The following is a 15465-nucleotide window of genomic DNA, read 5'->3' as shown; positions in this document are numbered from 1 at the left end:
CGGCAGCTCGTCGATGGAGTATCTGCGCAGGAAGCCGCCGACCGGGGTGACCCTTGGATCGTTCCTAATCTTGAACAGCACGCCGTCCCCTTCGTTGAAGTCGGCGAGCTCCCGCTTGACCCGTTCGGCGTCCGGGACCATGGTCCGGAATTTCAGCACCGTGAACTCCTCGCCACCCTTGCCGACCCTGGTCTGGCGGAACAGGACGGGCCCGGGACCCGACGCCCTGACCAGGACCGCCACGACCAGCAGTAAGGGCAGCAGCGCCAGCAGCACGAGAGCCGCGACGGTCTTGTCGAAGACGCCCTTGACCAGCTGGCGGGCTCCGTCGAGGTCGGGGTGGGCGACGTGCAGGAGGGGGAGGCCCGCCACAGGGCGGATGTTGATGCGCGGTCCGGCGACCTCCATGAGCGCCGAGGCGACGTAGAGATCGGTGTCGGTCTCCTCCAGCCGCCACGCCAGCCGCCGGAGCGCGACGCCGTCGAGCTCGGGACAGGCGAGCACGGCCACCGTGTCGGCGCGGGCGGCCCGGACGACCTCGGGAACGTTGGAGAAGTCTCCGAGCACCGGGAAGCCGTCGAACCGCGGGCCTCCCCCCCTCTCCGTCCCCGGCGGCACGCAGGCAGCGACGATCCGCATCCCGTGGTACGGCTTGCGGTCGAGCTGCGCGTGGAGCTCCAGCACGGAGGCCCAGTGCCCGACCACCACGACACGGCGCATACAGGCGCCCGCGCAACGGCGGCGGTGCAGTCCCTGCCGCATGCCGTACCGGAGGACGATGTTCGCCAGGCCCGCCAGCGGGATGCCGGCCATCACGTAACCGCGCGCGATCGGTGTCTGCGTCGCGTAGGCGACGATGGCCACGGCCGAGGCGACGACGAGCGCGGCGCGGAGCACGCGGTGGTACTCCTCGGGCCCTTCTCCGAGGTAGCGCTCGTCGTAGCCGCCCATGGCCGCGACGACCAGCGGCCATGTGGCGGCCAGGCAGGCCACGAGCATGACCTCCGCCATGTCGAGGTAACCCAGCACCTCTCTGACCACGACGACCCCGGCCAGTGCCATCGCGGTGCACGCCAGGTCACCGCAGACAGCCGTGCGGACGTAGGAGCGCACCCAGCCGGTCGGCTCCGCCGTGGCGCGCGAAGCATCGATCACATCACTGACAACAACGCTCATACACCCTCGCCGTGTGCTCTATCCACCCCACGCAGAACAGACGCCCCTCTATACGTCTTGGTTCACACCTGGCTCAGCGTTGCCATATACGAGACTCATGATAGAAACAGAAAGATTTAAGGTGAACTACACTTAGATGTCCACATTCGGCCATTAATGTGAGTAAGTTCAGCCTGGACAGGACCGGATCGGTGGTCTCCTATGGAGCGGATCCGCGCTCCGGATGTCGAAACGATCTGATCGGGCCGCCGCGTGAGCGGATCAGGTGCCGCGTGAACGGATCGCGCCTCGGTCGCGCTCCTCGAGCCGGCAGACGCATGCCTCAGTCGTACTCCAGGTCCGGGAGGGCCGATGGCGGCTCGGGACTGCGCCAGACGACGACCGCGGAGTCGTCCGCTGCGTCCACCGCCGCGCTGAGCCGGTCGACGTCGAAGTCCGGAAGGTAGCGGAGCCGTGTGAGGAAGGCGGCGTCCGTCGCCGACCGGGGCACGACGCAGCCCTGGCCGTCCCGGTCGAGCAGGATGTACAGGATCTCCGCGTCGCTCTCGCCGGCGATCCGCACCTCGACGACGTCCTCCCATGCGAGGGCGTCGACGCTGCCGTCCGCGTAGTGGCGGGTCACGCCTTCTTCGGTGACGTAGACGTAGGTATCCGGCACTGAGTTGCCGTGCATGGCCGCGATTGTGACGACTCCGGGGCTCCCCACGCAATAGAGCCGCGCGAGCCGGACGGTCGCCGCCGCTTGCGGATCACGCCCCGGGGGGCGCGCCCCAGCCGTGGTCGAGGTGTGCGGCGACCGCCCGCCGGGCGGCCTCCTGCGATCCCCCGCCGATCGCGTCGAGCAGGTCCCGGTGCTCGGCCACCAGCACGTCCCGGTCCGCGTAGGAGTCGCGCAGCCGGACCAGGCCCAGCCGGGTCTCGGCCGTCAGCGCGGCGTAGAGCCGTTCCAGCCGGGGGCTGCCCACGGCGACGATCAGGGCCTGGTGCAGCGCCATGTGCTCGGCCACCACGTCGGACCAGGGCGCGTCGCCCGGCAGCGCGGCCATCCGTTCCAGCGCCCCGTCCGCCCCGGCCACCCGCCGCCCGGCCAGTGAGACGGCCATCAGGTCCTCCAGCGGGCGCCGGACGAACATCAGGTCGTCCAGGTCCTCCCCCGTCACCTCGGCCACCTGGGCGCTGCGGTGCCTCTCCCTGCGGAGCAGGCCCTCGTGGACCAGGGCGGCCAGCGCCTCGCGGACGGTCGGCCGGGCCACCCCGTAGGCGGCCGAGAGCTCCTGCTCGGGCAGGGCCGTGCCCGGCGGGATCTCCCCGGAGAGCACCCGGCGGCGCAACTCCTCGGTGAGCGCGGTGACGGCGGAGACGGGGCGCAGGGGGACGGTCACACGGGAAGCCTATTGCCGGGACCCCGGCCCGGCGGTCCGCACGTCGTCGGCGAGCGCGCCACCGGGAGCGGAGGCGGCGGCCCCACCGCCGGGAGCGGAGGCGGCGGCCCCACCGCCGGGAGCGGAGGCGGCGGCCCCACCGCCGGGAGCGGGGACGGCGGCCCCACCGCCGGGACGCACCGGCGTGCGCCGTTCGGGGAGGGCCGCGGCGACCAGGCCTGCTCCGAGCAGCAGCAGACCGGCGGCCGATACCGGGGTGAGCCGCTCGCCGAGGACGGCGACGCCGAGCAGGGCGGCGACGGCGGGCTCGGCCAGGGCCAGGGTCGCCGCGGTCGCCACCGGGGTGGTGCGCAGGCCTCTGCCGTACAGGACGTAGGCCAGCGCGGTGGTGGCGCAGCCGAGGTAGAGGGCGGCGAGCAGGCCGCGCGGCTCGGCGAGCCAGCCGGCGCCCGTCCAGAGCAGGACCGGGAGCATGACCAGGCCCGCCCCGCCGAAGAGCGCGCCCATGACCGCGTCCGAGGAGGCGCCGGACCCGATCACCCGGGCCGCCGCCACCGCGTAGAACGCGTAGAGCAGCCCGCCGAGGAGCGCGAGCAGGACGCCGTCCGCGCGGACCTGCCCTCCCCCGCCGGTGAGTACGGCGCAGCCCGCGACCGCCGCCGCGGTCGCCCCGGCCCAGCGCCGGGTGGGGGGAACGCGGTCCAGCGCCCAGGAGAGCAGACCGGTGAAGACCGGCCCGCTGCCGATGGCGACCACGGTGCCGACGGCCACACCGGTCCGGCTGATCGCGGCGAAGTAGCAGAGCTGGTAGGCGGCCACCCCCAGCGCGGCGGCCAGGAGCAGGCCCCGGCGGGCCGGCACCCGTACGGCGGGCCCCTCCGGAGGTCTCCCGGCGACCGTCGCACCGACCTCGGTGGGCGTCCTGGTGGGCGTCCTGGTGACGGCCCCGGTGAGGGTCCTGGTCACCGCCGCGGTGAGGGTTCCGGTGCCGCCCGCGGTGACCGCCGTGGTGACGGTCGCGATGGCGACCAGCACCAGGCCGCCCACCACCAGGCGGGCAGCCGCCACGGAGATCGGGTCCACCCCGGAGACGAGCAGTCCGGCGGTCCCCGCGGTGCCCCAGAGCACGGCGGCGCCGAGAACGGCGAGCTTCATGGAAGCATTGTCAGACAACCAGACAATCAAAGTCCAATTGTTTGCGACCTGGCCGAAGACGGCCGGTCCCCCACCGTTTCCTCCGAGTACGAGCGGGTAGCTTCCCCCGCGTGGAACTCCGGCGCATCGGCGCCGGGGACCACGACACTCCCGCCGGCGACCTCGTCACCGGTCCTTCGTCATCGACACCCGCGGAGGTGGCCTCGTTGTCCAGGGGAACGTTCGAGGAAGGCGCCGAGGCCGCCTTCCGGCAGAGGATCGGCACCGCCACGCCGCACCGGCTGGACGGCTCGGAGATCACCACCTCGGCCGAGGCCATGACGGCCATCGCCGAGGCGCTGTCGTTCCCCGACACCTTCGGCAACAACCTCGACGCGCTGTACGACTGCCTGACCGACCTGTCCTGGTTGCCGCCCGGCGAGCACGCGCTCGTCTGGACGAAGACCGCGGTCCTGAGGGACGCCGACCGCCCCGCCTACGACGCGATCCGGACCGCGCTCTCGGAGGCCGTGACCGACGACACGCCGGAGAAGGCCTTCCTCTCCGTCTTCCTCCTGACCGACTGAGCCGTCGCCGCGCAGTGGGCGCAGAACGCGCCCTCCCGGCCCTCGCGGCAGGTGCAGGACCACCGCAGGACCCCGTCTTCCACCTGGAAGTCCACGCACGCGGCGGAGTCGTCCACCTCGGCGATCACGCGCAGCGGGCCGAACCTCACCAGCTGCACGGCTCCCGACTGCTCGAGCTCGTCGCCCCTGGCCAGCACGGCCTGCGCCGCGCGGGCCAGCTCTGCTCCGGCCAGCTCCGCCATCCCTGTCATGGACGCCTCCCCTGATCCTCAGGAAAGACGTGCCCGAAGTGCCCGGGGTTCCGCATTACCTGGAGGACACAGAACTTTTCTTCCCACGGGCGCCGCGGAAGGGGGACGCGCGTCCCTGGTCGCGCGTGCTCCGCGTTGCTACAGTTTCGCCACTGTTAACCGCGCATATCCACGATGCGAGGTATTGTGACCCGCCGCACATACTCGATCAAGACCAAGATCTTCACTCTGCTCCTGGTCCCCCTCGTCTCCCTCGTGACGATCTGGGGTTTTGCGGCGGCGATCACCCTGCGGAGCGGCCAGGAGCTTCTCGTCGTCCGCACGGTCCACGAGCACGTGACCATCCCGACCCGCGCGTTCGCCACCGCCCTGCAGCACGAGCGGCTGCTGTCCCTGACCTTCCTGGGCGACCCGGCGGCCTCCCGTTCCGCGCTGGACGCCCAGCGGTCCAGGACCAACACGGCGCGCGCGGAACTCGACCGGATGTCCGCGGAGGGCCGGGCGGACATCCCCGACCCCCTGTGGGAGCGGATCGTCCGGCTGCTGACCGCCGCGGACCGGCTCACCGAGGCCCGCAGCGGGGTGGACACCCGCTCCGCCGGGCGGCTGCAGACCCTCGACGCCTACAGCGAGGTCGTCCAGCTGGCCTTCGACGTCTACGAGAAGCTCCGGATCTCCGCCGACATCGACCTGATCGACCAGGTCCGGGCCGCCACCGTGGTCGGGCGGAGCCGCGAGATGCTGAGCCGGCAGGCCGCGATCGTCTCCGGGGTCGTCTCCGCCCGTGCCATCGGCGCACAGGAGCGCGCGCGGTTCGCCGAGCTGACCACCAGCCGCAGGCTGCTCTACTCCATCGGCGTCAAGCAGCTCGACGAGGAGTTCCAGGCGTCCTACGCGCGCCTGGCGACCTCGCCGGCCCACTCCGCCTTCGAACGCGTCGAGAACACCTTCGCCACCGCGGCCCGGCCCGAAGCCTCCTGGGCGACGGCCGCCGTCGCCCTCTCCGACACCCTCGACCGGCTCGCCGGCGACATCAGCCAGCGCATCGCCGACCGCGCCGAGCCGCTGGCCGCCGGAACCCTGATCCAGATCGGCGTCGCCGGCGGGCTCGGCCTGGTCGCGGTCGCGGCCTCGATCTTCGTCTCGGTGCGCTTCGGCCGCCGGATCGCCTCCGAGCTCGTCGGCCTCCAGCAGGCGGCCCTCGACCTGGCGAACCGGCGCCTGCCCGACGTGGTCGCGCGGCTGCGCAGGGGCGAGGACGTCTGCCCCGTCTCGGAGTCCCCCGCGCTTAACCACGGCACCACCACCGAGATCGTGAGCGTCGGCGAGGCGTTCTCCTCGGTGCAGCGGACGGCCGTCGAGGCCGCCGTCGGCCAGGCCGAGATGCGCAAGGGCGTGGGCAAGGTCTTCGTCAACCTGGCCAGGCGCAGCCAGTCCCTCCTGCACCGGCAGCTCGCCATGCTGGAGACGATGGAGCGGCGGGCCACCGACCCGGAGACCCTGGAGAACCTGTTCGCCCTGGACCACCTGACCACCCGCATGCGGCGGCACTCCGAAGGGCTGATCATCCTGTCCGGCTCGGTGCCCGGCCGCGGCTGGCGGACCCCGGTCGCGATCTACGACGTGGTCCGCGCCGCCGTCGAGGAGGTCGAGGACTACCGCCGCGTCACCGTCGAGGTGCCGCACGGCCCGGCGCTCGCCGGCACGGTCGTCACCGACGTCGTCCACCTGGTCGCCGAGCTGGTGGAGAACGCCGCGATCTTCTCGCCCCCGAACACCCCGGTGCTCGTGCAGGGCGAGCCCGCCGCCCGGGGATACGCGATCGAGGTGGAGGACCGCGGCCTCGGGATGAGCCCGGAGGAGATGGCCCAGCTCAACGAGCGCCTGGCGCACCCGCCGGAGTTCGACCTGGCCGACAGCGACCGGCTCGGCCTGTTCGTCGTCGGCAGGCTCGCCGCCCGCCACGGCATCCGCGTCTCCCTGCGCCCGTCACCGTTCGGCGGCACAACTGCGATCGTGCTCATCCCGGACGGGCTGGTCGCCGAGACACCGGAGCCGCCCGCCGACCTGCCGGTCCAGGTCGAGCGGGCCGAGCGGGCCGAGCGGGCCGAGCGGGCCGAACCGGTCCGGGCCGAGCAGGCCGCCGCCACGGGGAGCGGCCTGCCGAAGCGTGTCCGGCGTACCGTGCCCGGGCAGGCCCCTCCGCGGCAGGCCGCACCCGGCGGGACGCCGCAGCGGTCACGGCACCCGGACGGCGAAGAGCCGCCCCCCGTGCCGAGCCGCGTCCTGACGTCGTTCCGCGAGGGATGGCGCCGTGCCGAGCAGGAAGGCGACGGGAAATGACGGAGCGCTGGCTCGACCAGGACGCCGGACCGATCATCCGCCCCTACACGGTCACCAGGGGACGGACCCGGCCGACCGGCGCCCGGTTCGACCTGATCGCCACGGTCTCGGCGACCGGGTCCACGGCCCCCGGTCTCTCACCGGAGCACCGCAGGGTCCTGGCGGCCTGCCGGCGGCCGATCTCGGTGGCCGAGCTGGCGTCCGGCACCGGCCTGGCCGTCGGTGTCGTCGGCGTCCTCCTGGGAGACCTGCGCGACGCCGGGCTGGTGACCGTACGGACGTCATCGGGCGGGGCGGAGCCCCGGGTGGACCTCCTCCGCGACGTCCTGGCCGGGCTGAGGACCCTCTGACCCGCTCCCGTCGGGAGGCGGCCGGGGAGCACCTCGCCGGGGAGCAACGCGCCGGGACGCGGCGCCCGCCGGCACGCCGTGTGCCCGTGGAGGGAGCGGCAGGAGGCCCGGGACCGCGGGAGCGGTTCACGCAGGCCCGGGACCGCGGGGGCCGGTCCCCCGGCTCTCAGTCCGTGGCCAGACGGGCGTGCCGCTCCACGTCGTGACGTTCGTCCCCGTACCTGAGCTTGGCCCGCTCGATCCCCTCGGCCGTGAACCCCGCCCGCACCGCCACCGCGCACGAGGCGGGATTGTCCAGCCGGTGTCCCAGTTCGAGGCGGAACAACCCGCGCTCCCTGAACGCCCACTCGGCCAGGGCGGCCGCCGCCGCCGTCGCGACGCCCCTGCCCCGGGCGTGCGGCGAGGTCCAGTAGGAGACCCACCCCGTGTCGTGGACGTCGATGTTGCTCACCGCCACGTTCCCGACGACCTCGCCGTCCACCGTGACGGCGAAGGCCTGCGCGTCGTCCCGGAAACCCCAGAAGCCCATCCACTCCAGCGCGGCCTCGGGCGTGTCGATCGGCCCGGCCGCCTGCCGGGCCATGTCCGGCACGGCGAAGGCCGCGAGCACGGCGGGCACGTCACCGGGGTGCCAGCCCCTCAACCTCACCTCGACCACGCGAACACCTTACCGATCGCCGCCGGAGCGGGACGATGCCGGATCCGATCTTCCCACACCCCTCCATCCGGCGAGAGAGAATCTTGTGAGAGCGCTCCCAGAGAGAGCATCATGGACCCCATGACGATCGTCCGGCCGTACCGCGCCACCGACCGCGCCGCGCTCTACGACATCTGCGTGCGCACCGCCCACGAGGGCGGCGACTCACGGCACGTCTACCCCGACCTGGAGCTGATGCCGAGCATCTTCGCAGCTCCCTACGCCGAACTGGAGCCCGACCTGACCTTCGTCCTCGACGACGGGGAGCGCGCCGTCGGCTACGTCCTGGGCACCGCCGACACCCCCGCCTTCGTCGAGTCCTACCGGGCGTCCTGGCTGCCCCGGATGAGAGAGCGCTTCCCCGCCCTGGACGGGCCGCCGTCCACGCCGAGCGAGGTGATGATCGATCTCATGTACCGCCCGGAGCGCATGATCGTTCCCGAGCTGGCCGGATACCCCGCGCACCTCCACATCGACCTGCTCCCGGACCACCAGCGCAAGGGCCACGGGCGCGCGCTCATGAACGCCTTCCTCGACGCGCTGCACCGCAAGGGCGTCGCGCACGTCCACCTCGGCATGGTCACCGCCAACACCGCGGCCCGCGCCTTCTACGACCGGCTGGGCTTCCACGAGATCCCCGTCGCCGACGCGGGACCGCTCACCTACCTCGGCCGGAGAACGGACCGGACAGCGCCGCCCACTGCAGAAGCATGATCGTCTTGGCGTCGGCGATCTCTCCGGTGGAGATCATGTCCAGCGCCTTGGCGAAGGGCAGCTCCACCACCTCGATGTCCTCGCCCTCGTCGGCCACCCCGCCGCCGCCGGAGGTCCTGTGCGCGGCGCCGTACGGCGCGGCGAAGAAGTGCACGCGCTCGGTGACGGAGCCGGGGCTCATGTAGACGTCGAAGACGTGCCGGACCTCGCCGATCTCGCAGCCCGTCTCCTCGGCGGCCTCGCGCCGGATCGCGGTCTCCGGGTCGTCGTCGTCGAGCAGGCCCGCGGCGGTCTCCAGCAGCATGCCGTCGGGGTGCCCGTTGACGTAGACCGGGTAGCGGAACTGCCGGGTCAGCAGGACCGTCCCGCGCCCGGCGTCGTAGAGCAGCACGGTGGCGCCGTTGCCCCGGTCGTAGGTCTCGCGCTCCTGGGTGTCCCAGACGCCGTCCGCCCGCAGGTAGTCGAACGTGGTCCTGCGCAGGACGTACCAGCTCGACGAGAGGAGCTCCACCTCCCGCACCCGGACCCGGGGGTTGCCGGTCAGGTCCAGCCCCTCCCGGTCCAGCCCGGTGCGGCCCCGCCGGTCGGGGACGTCGATCCCCGGCACCTCACCCGACACGCGTCCTCCCCCGATCCCGCTCCGCCCCCGGCCGGCTGCGGCCGGTGATTCCGACTCCGCACTGTACATCAGTACAATGCACCCGAAGCCGGGCAACGGTCAGGCCTGTGGACCGCCTGGGCAGAGGGCAGGTCAGCGGGCCGGCGGGGCGGCGGACGGGTCAGCGGACCGCCAGCCTCGCCAGGCCCGGGTAGTCGGTGACGATGCCGTCGCCGTCGCAGACGAGGTCGGCGCTGAAGCCCTCGCTCTCGAAGCGCACGGAGTCCCGCCCGAGGTGCGTGTAGCTCTGCGGGTGGTGGACCACGTGCAGGTGGGGCACCTGGACCAGGGCCATCACGAAGCCCATCCGTCCCTGGCTCCTCAGCAGGCCGTGGCGGAGCACCGGCATCGTGTTGGTCAGCGGGGACAGGGCGAGGTCGCAGTCGAGCGCGTCGTTGAGGCCCATCATGTCCCCGCCGGGCTCCGGCCCTTCGAGCCCGCCCTCGCACTTGGTCTCGCACGACCAGCTGCCGTCGGTGCCGCGCCGCAGGTCGAGCGCGCGCGCCCAGCCCGCCCCGTGCGCCCGCACGGTCAGCAGCTCGGTCACGTACTCGGCCGAGGTGCGCAGGGAGTATTCCAGGCGGTAGGGCACCGGATCCGTCCCGATCGCCACCCCGACCGCCGTCAGCCCCGACGAGAGGTCCACCTCGGCGTACTCGGCCCCCTCGTCCTTCATCCACACGAGCCCGCGCATCGCGCCCTCCTTCCCGCAGAACCCTCAGAACCCTCCAGCTCCTCCGTGCCCCGGAGAACCGAGGTGAACCACGCGCCGGCGGGAGGCCGCGCGGACCGGCCCGTCACACGGCGGAACCGGCCAGCGGCCGCTCCTCGGCCACCGGAGCGACCGGGACGGCCTGGGTGGTGGGGGCCGCGGGCCTCGCCCGCCAGTCGAGGGGCGCACGGCGCTGCCGCCGGCGCAGGGTGAGCACGGCGGCGGCGGTCAGGACCGCGACCAGGCAGATCAGGTTGACGGAGTAGAGGCCCTCGCCGGGAGCGATCAACCGCTCGTTCAGCATGTCGTACCCGGCGTGGAAGCCGACGGCGAGCCAGAGCTCCCCGGTGGCCATCCGGCAGGCGACGAGCACGAACCCGAACGCCGTCGCCTGCACCACGTAGAGCAGCTTCTCCTGGAGGGAGCCGGCCCCGCTCTGGGAGATGATGTGCAGGGCGCCGAAGAGGGCGGAGGTGACCGCGACCGTCACCCACGGCGGCAGCGACTCGCTGAGGTGCCTGAACAGATAGCCCCGGAACCACAGCTCCTCCGGTACGGCCTGCACCAGCAGGGCCGCCGGCACGGTGACCGTGAGCCAGGCCGGGACGCTCGCCAGGGAGGCGTCCGGGTCCCAGTCGGCGGCGCCGAGCGCGACGCACAGGGCGTTCGCCGCGCAGACCGCGGCGGCTCCCGCGGCCGTCCCGAGCAGTGCCCTGCCGACCGCCCGGCGGGAGACGGCCAGCCCGAGCTCGGTCCAGGAGCGGCCCTCGACGACGCGCTGCACGCACCAGGTCAGGCCGATCGCGCAGGCGGTCACCCCGGCCCCGGCCACCAGGTAGAAGGCGTCCGCCGACATCCCGGGGATCAACGAGACGAACAGGACGGTGAAAATGGACGCGAAGAGGCCCGCCACGGTCAGAGCGGACCGCCAGACGGGTTCGAGACGATCGGAGCGCATGCGCCAAAGCTAGGAACGGCGACCCTCCGGACGCATGAGGCGTGGGCATTCCGCACCGTGGCTTGGACCATGTCTGGCCTCGCCCATACCGTCCCGTGGTCCGCCTTGGCGATCCCCTGACGCGCGGCCCGCGCCCGTGGCGTACGGCCTGCGGCTCCGTGACCGGCCGGGAATCCTTCGACGCCCGGACCGCGCAGGCCCTCACCTGCCCATCCGCACGTAGTCCACGGTCATGGTGCTGTCCAGGTCCGCCGCCGGACGGCCCGCCTGCGAACCGACCGCGATGTTCAGGATGACCTCGGCCGGCGAGCCGGACGGCACGCGGTACGGCAGGACCCGCACGAGCCTGCCGTCGATGCGGAACCACACCCGGCCGGACGGGCCCGTGGTCCACCTCACCTCGTACACGTGCCAACGGGTGGCGTCGACGCCGTACGCCCCTCCGGCGCCGGAACCGCTACCGGAGGTGTGGACGTGGTACTCCGGGTCCCAGGCGGCCCCGTTGAGGCCGTTCTCCATCAGGTCGATCTCGCCGTAGTGCGGTGTCTTCGCCGCCGGCGTGCCGAGCAGCCAGATCGCCGGCCACGCTCCGGCCTGCCGTCGCGACAGCTTCGCCCGCACCCGGAGGGTCCCGCCCGCCCGGCCGACCTTGGAGACGAGCCGCGCCGAGGTGTACCTCCGCGACACCCCGTCCGCGCCGACGTACTTCTCGCGCCGGGCGTTGATCACCAGGTGGCCGGCGCCGTCGAGCCGCGCGTTGCGGCCGCCGGCGGTGTAGCACTGCTTCTCGGCCCCGTGCCCCCACATGCATCCGGTGAGCTGCTTCCACTTCGACGCCGAGGGCGCCCTCCCGGCGGGGCCGGTGAACTCGTCCCGGAAGGAGCGGCCCCCCGCGGCCGGGACGCCCGCGTCCCCCGGCGCCTCCGCCCCGGCCGCCTGACCCGCCGCGTCACCGGGCGTCCCCGCCCCCGGCAGCCCGCCCGCCACCTCCCCGGGCGTCCCCGGCAGGGGCACCGTTCCGGCCCCGGGCGTCCCCATCCCCGGCAGCCCGCCCGCCACCTGACCGGGCGTCCCTATCCCCGGCAGCCCGCCCGCCACCTGACCGGGCGTCCCCGGCAGGGGCACCGTTCCGGCCCCGGGCGTCCCCGGCCAAGGCGGATCGTCCACTCCGGTCCCGGCCTCCACCGGCGCCCCCGCCCCCAGGAGCAGAGCGGCCGCCGCGGTCACCGCGGCCCGCCCGCCGGCTCCCCTCAGCCCGCGGACCGTCATCGGACGCGCTCCCGGCGGGGAACCCGGGGCCGCCTGCAGCCCGGCAGGGCCTCGGTCCACCCTCGTGGCGGGCGGTGTGGACGGTGCGGGCGAAGCCGCGTCTTCTTCTCCGGTCCAGGTTCCTCACCCACGACGTCCCCATCTGCAGCACTGTCACCGACAGCAGCAGTTATGTCGCCGATAGTCACCACACAAACACTAAGAGTGTCCAAGTCGGGACATCCGGGGAGAATGGATAGATCACCCGGAAGGCGAAGGGGTGGACCGGCCGGTCCGTCCCACGGCCCGCGATCCCGACCGGCCGGTCCGTCCCACGGCCCGCAATCCCGACCGGCCCGGCCCGGCCTACAACTCGTAGTCCCAGTCGACCCGGCCCTCACGGAGGTCGGCGACGAGGCCCCGGACGTAGTCCAGCTCGGCCCGCACCACCGCCCGCTGGTATTCGGACTCCACGAGGAAGACCCGGGGCAGGAAGGCCGCCCCCTCGGCCAGGTCGGCGTCCAACGCCGACAGCCGCCCCTCCAGGGAGGTCAGCCGCTCCTCCAGCGCCCACCGGACCTCGTCGGGCCGGAGCACCGGCAGGAAGGCGAGCGCCGCCGGGAACTCGGGGAACTCGCGGGCGGGAGCGGAGAGCATCGTCCGCATCCAGTGCCGCAGCGTCTCCCGGCCCGCGCCGGTGAGCTCGTAGACGGTCCGCTCCGGACGGTTCTCCTCGCGCAGGGTCTCCCGGACCGCGATCAACCCGTCGCGGAGCAGCCGGTCGATGGTCTGGTAGACGCTGTTGCGCTGCGCGACGTTGACCACGTCATCCTTGCGCCGCTCCCTGATCAGCTGCTGCATCCGGTACGCGTGCATGGGCTCCTCGGCGACCAGGGAGAGCAGCGCCATCGCGAGAGGGGACCGTCGTGAGGACATGGCGCCATCGTAGGGCTGGCCAAATTTTAGTCATGTTATGTATATTCATTTTATGACTAAAAGAGCAGTGATCATCGGTGGCGGGATCGCCGGTCCGGTGACGGCGATGGCCCTGCGGCGGGCCGGCATCGACAGCGACGTCTACGAGGCGTACGACCGCGGCGCCGACGGCGTCGGCGCCTTCCTCACCCTCGCGGTCAACGGGCTGGAGGCCCTGCGCCTGCTCGACCTGCACGACCTCGTCTGCGAGCTGGGCATGGACACGCCGCGGATGGAGATGAGCAACGGGCGCGGCAGGCTCCTGGCCTCCCTCCGGCAGCCCGGCCGGACGCTGAAGCGCGCCGACCTCTACCGGGCCCTGCGCGACGAGGCCGTACGGCGCGGCGTGCGCGTCCACTACGGCAAGCGCCTCACCGACGCCGAGACCACCGCGGACGGGGTGCGGGCGGTCTTCGCCGACGGGAGCACGGCCGAGGGCGACCTGCTCGTCGGCGCCGACGGGTTGCGCTCGCGCACCCGCACGATCATCGACCCCGGGGCTCCCCGCGCCCGGCACGTCGGCCTGCTGAACACCGGCGGTTTCGCGCGCGGCGTCACGGTGCCGGGCGAGCCGGGGACGAGCCACTTCGTCTTCGGCCGGAGGTGCTTCTTCGGCTACCTCGTCCACCCCGACGGCGAGGTGTGGTGGTTCGCCAACCCGCCGAGCCCCCGGGAGCCGACCCCGGAGGAGCTGGCCGCGATCACTCCGGCGCAGTGGCGCGCCCGGCTGGCGGAGCTGTTCCGGGACGACACCGGGCCGATGCTCGACATCATCGGCGCGACCGAGCACATCCTGCCCGGCTGGAACACCTACGACTTCCCGACCGTGCCGAAGTGGCGGGGCGGGCGCATGGTGATCGTCGGCGACGCCGCGCACGCCACCTCGCCCTCCTCCGGCCAGGGCGCGTCCATGGCGATCGAGGACGCGGTGGTGCTGGCCAAGTGCCTGCGCGACGTCCCCGGCACCCGCGACGCGTTCGCGGCCTTCGAGCGGCTGCGGCGCACGCGGGTGGAGCGGGTCGTGGCGCAGGGCAGGCGCAACGGGAGCGGCAAGGCCCCCGGCGCCTTCGGGGCCCTCCTCCGCGACCTCGTCCTACCTGTGATCATCCGTCAGGTGGACAGGAGGAACGGCCTGGCCTGGATGCACGACCACCGGATCTCCTGGGACGACCGGGTGACCGCGGCCTCCGGCTGAACCGGCCGGAGCGACGGCCCCGTGAGCGGAGGGCCCCGTCACCCGCGCGGGCGTCGTCTCACCAGTGGGCGGGGCGGGTGAGCGACGGCGGGATCTTCGTGGTGCCGTCGCCCCTCGCCGCGTCGAGCTGGGCCTGGACGAGGAAGACGCTCCCGGTGAGGTCGGCGCCCCGCAGGTCGGCGTCGCGCAGGTCGGCCCCGATGAGGTCGGCCGTCCGCAGGTCGGCGCCCCGCAGGTCCGCACCGATCAGGTAGGCCCCTCTCAGGTTGGCGCCCCGCAGGTCGGTGCCCTTCAGCCTGGCCCCGATGAGGTCAGCGCCCCGCCGGTCCTTCCTCCGCCCCCCGGCCCCGGCCCCGGCCCGCACGAGCTCGCTCGCGCGCAGCAGCAGGGCGTTGACCCGCCGCCACTGCGCCTCCGTGTCCAGCCCCAGGAGGGAGTCCGGGTCCCCCTGGGTCAGGCTCTCGATCTCGTCGAACGCGGCGCGGAGCTCGGCGTGGAGCGGGCGGGCCGCTTCCAGCGTCAGCGCCTCCGCCAGGTACCGGAGCAGCTCGTGGAGGTGCCGCATGACCGGGAAGACCTCGAACATCTGCTTCGCGGTCCCCGGATTCCGCCGCCAGTCCCGCCCCCCGAAGGTGACCTGGGAGACCTTCTGCCCCGCGCCGAAGCAGTCGTAGACGGTGCAGCCCGTGAAGCCCTCCGGCCTCAGCCGGTCGTGGATGCCGCAGCGGAAGTCCTGCCGCAGATTCGGGCAGGCCCGCCCGGCGGGCTTGTCGATCGCGAAGTCCGCCGAGGCCGCGAAGGCGGGCACCACGCAGCACAGCCCGAAGCAGCTCCCGCAGTCGGCCCGCAGTCCGGAGCCGACCCCGCCCGCGGCGGGTTCCGGATGTTCCCGCGTCTCGGATGTCTGCGACATCCCGGACATCTCAGAGGACAACGTGCGTGGTCTCCCGTCGTGTCGTGCGCCACCCCCACCGGAAGGCGGCGCCCCGGCCGGCCCCGCCCAGCCGAACGGCTGCGCGCCCCGGTGAAAGGTACCGCCTCCGCGTCCATGCCCGCGCAGCGCCGGGCTCCGCGCACTCCGCGGG

17 protein-coding genes are annotated in these 15465 nt (G+C 73.2%); 5 read left to right on the top strand and 12 right to left on the bottom strand.

Annotation, left to right across the window (positions count from 1 at the left end):
* The 4 genes from IEZ06_RS29045 to IEZ06_RS29030 all read right to left on the bottom strand — a co-directional run.
* A partial coding sequence (locus IEZ06_RS29045) for a sugar transferase (RefSeq protein WP_189239868.1) occupies nucleotides 1-1176 on the bottom strand: 1176 nt, incomplete at its 3' end.
* Between the two features lie 322 nt (nucleotides 1177-1498).
* Complete coding sequence (locus tag IEZ06_RS29040; RefSeq protein ID WP_189239867.1) at nucleotides 1499-1849, bottom strand: hypothetical protein; 351 nt, start codon at nucleotides 1847-1849, stop codon at nucleotides 1499-1501.
* A 76-nt stretch (nucleotides 1850-1925) separates the two neighbouring features.
* Nucleotides 1926-2558 carry a GntR family transcriptional regulator gene (locus tag IEZ06_RS29035; protein WP_189239866.1) on the bottom strand — a complete coding sequence of 211 codons (633 nt, stop codon included), beginning with the start codon at nucleotides 2556-2558 and terminating at the stop codon, nucleotides 1926-1928.
* Between the two features lie 9 nt (nucleotides 2559-2567).
* Complete coding sequence (locus IEZ06_RS29030) at nucleotides 2568-3713, bottom strand: DMT family transporter (protein WP_189239865.1); 1146 nt, start codon at nucleotides 3711-3713, stop codon at nucleotides 2568-2570.
* 110 nt (nucleotides 3714-3823) lie between these two features.
* Here IEZ06_RS29030 and IEZ06_RS36770 point away from each other — a divergent pair, with 110 nt between their 5' ends.
* Nucleotides 3824-4279 carry a barstar family protein gene (locus tag IEZ06_RS36770; protein ID WP_229798839.1) on the top strand — a complete coding sequence of 152 codons (456 nt, stop codon included), beginning with the start codon at nucleotides 3824-3826 and terminating at the stop codon, nucleotides 4277-4279.
* Here the strand turns inward: IEZ06_RS36770 and IEZ06_RS29020 are convergent.
* The gene (locus IEZ06_RS29020; RefSeq protein ID WP_189239864.1) at nucleotides 4189-4530 is read right to left on the bottom strand and encodes a hypothetical protein; all 342 of its coding nucleotides are present in this window, start codon (nucleotides 4528-4530) and stop codon (nucleotides 4189-4191) included. The genes IEZ06_RS36770 and IEZ06_RS29020 overlap by 91 nt on opposite strands.
* A gap of 186 nt (nucleotides 4531-4716) precedes the next feature.
* On the opposite strand from IEZ06_RS29020, the gene IEZ06_RS37345 reads away from it, so the two are divergent.
* Together IEZ06_RS37345 and IEZ06_RS29010 are read left to right on the top strand one after the other, a co-directional pair.
* Nucleotides 4717-6873: a sensor histidine kinase gene (locus IEZ06_RS37345; protein ID WP_189239863.1), complete on the top strand. Its 2157-nt coding sequence runs from the start codon at nucleotides 4717-4719 to the stop codon at nucleotides 6871-6873.
* The gene (locus tag IEZ06_RS29010; protein ID WP_189239862.1) at nucleotides 6870-7223 is read left to right on the top strand and encodes a DUF742 domain-containing protein; all 354 of its coding nucleotides are present in this window, start codon (nucleotides 6870-6872) and stop codon (nucleotides 7221-7223) included. Before IEZ06_RS37345 ends, IEZ06_RS29010 begins: the two co-directional genes overlap by 4 nt.
* A gap of 166 nt (nucleotides 7224-7389) precedes the next feature.
* Here IEZ06_RS29010 and IEZ06_RS29005 read toward each other — a convergent pair whose 3' ends face one another.
* A complete protein-coding gene (locus IEZ06_RS29005) occupies nucleotides 7390-7881 on the bottom strand; it encodes a GNAT family N-acetyltransferase (RefSeq protein WP_189239861.1) in 492 nt (163 codons plus the stop codon).
* Between the two features lie 120 nt (nucleotides 7882-8001).
* Between IEZ06_RS29005 and IEZ06_RS29000 the strand changes: the two genes are divergently transcribed.
* Nucleotides 8002-8634, top strand: a complete 633-nt coding sequence (locus IEZ06_RS29000; protein WP_189239860.1) for a GNAT family N-acetyltransferase — start codon at nucleotides 8002-8004, stop codon at nucleotides 8632-8634.
* Here the strand turns inward: IEZ06_RS29000 and IEZ06_RS28995 are convergent.
* The 5 genes from IEZ06_RS28995 to IEZ06_RS28975 form a co-directional block, all read right to left on the bottom strand.
* Nucleotides 8579-9253: an NUDIX domain-containing protein gene (locus IEZ06_RS28995; protein ID WP_203871851.1), complete on the bottom strand. Its 675-nt coding sequence runs from the start codon at nucleotides 9251-9253 to the stop codon at nucleotides 8579-8581. The genes IEZ06_RS29000 and IEZ06_RS28995 overlap by 56 nt on opposite strands.
* Nucleotides 9254-9413: 160 nt before the next feature.
* A complete protein-coding gene (locus tag IEZ06_RS28990; protein WP_189239858.1) occupies nucleotides 9414-9986 on the bottom strand; it encodes a putative glycolipid-binding domain-containing protein in 573 nt (190 codons plus the stop codon).
* A gap of 103 nt (nucleotides 9987-10089) precedes the next feature.
* Nucleotides 10090-10962, bottom strand: a complete 873-nt coding sequence (locus IEZ06_RS28985) for a CPBP family intramembrane glutamic endopeptidase (RefSeq protein ID WP_189239857.1) — start codon at nucleotides 10960-10962, stop codon at nucleotides 10090-10092.
* Nucleotides 10963-11163: 201 nt separating this feature from the next.
* Entirely contained in the window at nucleotides 11164-12231 is a 1068-nt protein-coding gene (locus IEZ06_RS28980) for a glycoside hydrolase family 16 protein (RefSeq protein WP_189239856.1), read from the bottom strand.
* A gap of 345 nt (nucleotides 12232-12576) precedes the next feature.
* Nucleotides 12577-13146, bottom strand: coding sequence for a PadR family transcriptional regulator (locus tag IEZ06_RS28975; protein ID WP_229798837.1), 570 nt, complete (start codon nucleotides 13144-13146; stop codon nucleotides 12577-12579).
* 52 nt (nucleotides 13147-13198) lie between these two features.
* Here IEZ06_RS28975 and IEZ06_RS28970 point away from each other — a divergent pair, with 52 nt between their 5' ends.
* Nucleotides 13199-14380: an FAD-dependent oxidoreductase gene (locus IEZ06_RS28970; protein WP_189239855.1), complete on the top strand. Its 1182-nt coding sequence runs from the start codon at nucleotides 13199-13201 to the stop codon at nucleotides 14378-14380.
* 58 nt (nucleotides 14381-14438) lie between these two features.
* Here the strand turns inward: IEZ06_RS28970 and IEZ06_RS28965 are convergent, their stop codons facing one another.
* Nucleotides 14439-15293, bottom strand: coding sequence for a pentapeptide repeat-containing protein (locus IEZ06_RS28965; RefSeq protein WP_189239854.1), 855 nt, complete (start codon nucleotides 15291-15293; stop codon nucleotides 14439-14441).
* Nucleotides 15294-15465 lie beyond the last annotated feature (172 nt).

The sequence above is a fragment of the Planomonospora antibiotica genome (assembly GCF_014647955.1).
Taxonomy (GTDB): Bacteria; Actinomycetota; Actinomycetes; order Streptosporangiales; family Streptosporangiaceae; genus Planomonospora; species Planomonospora parontospora.
Note: the sequence above shows the minus strand (reverse complement) of the source record. Positions and strands in the feature narration are given on the sequence as shown.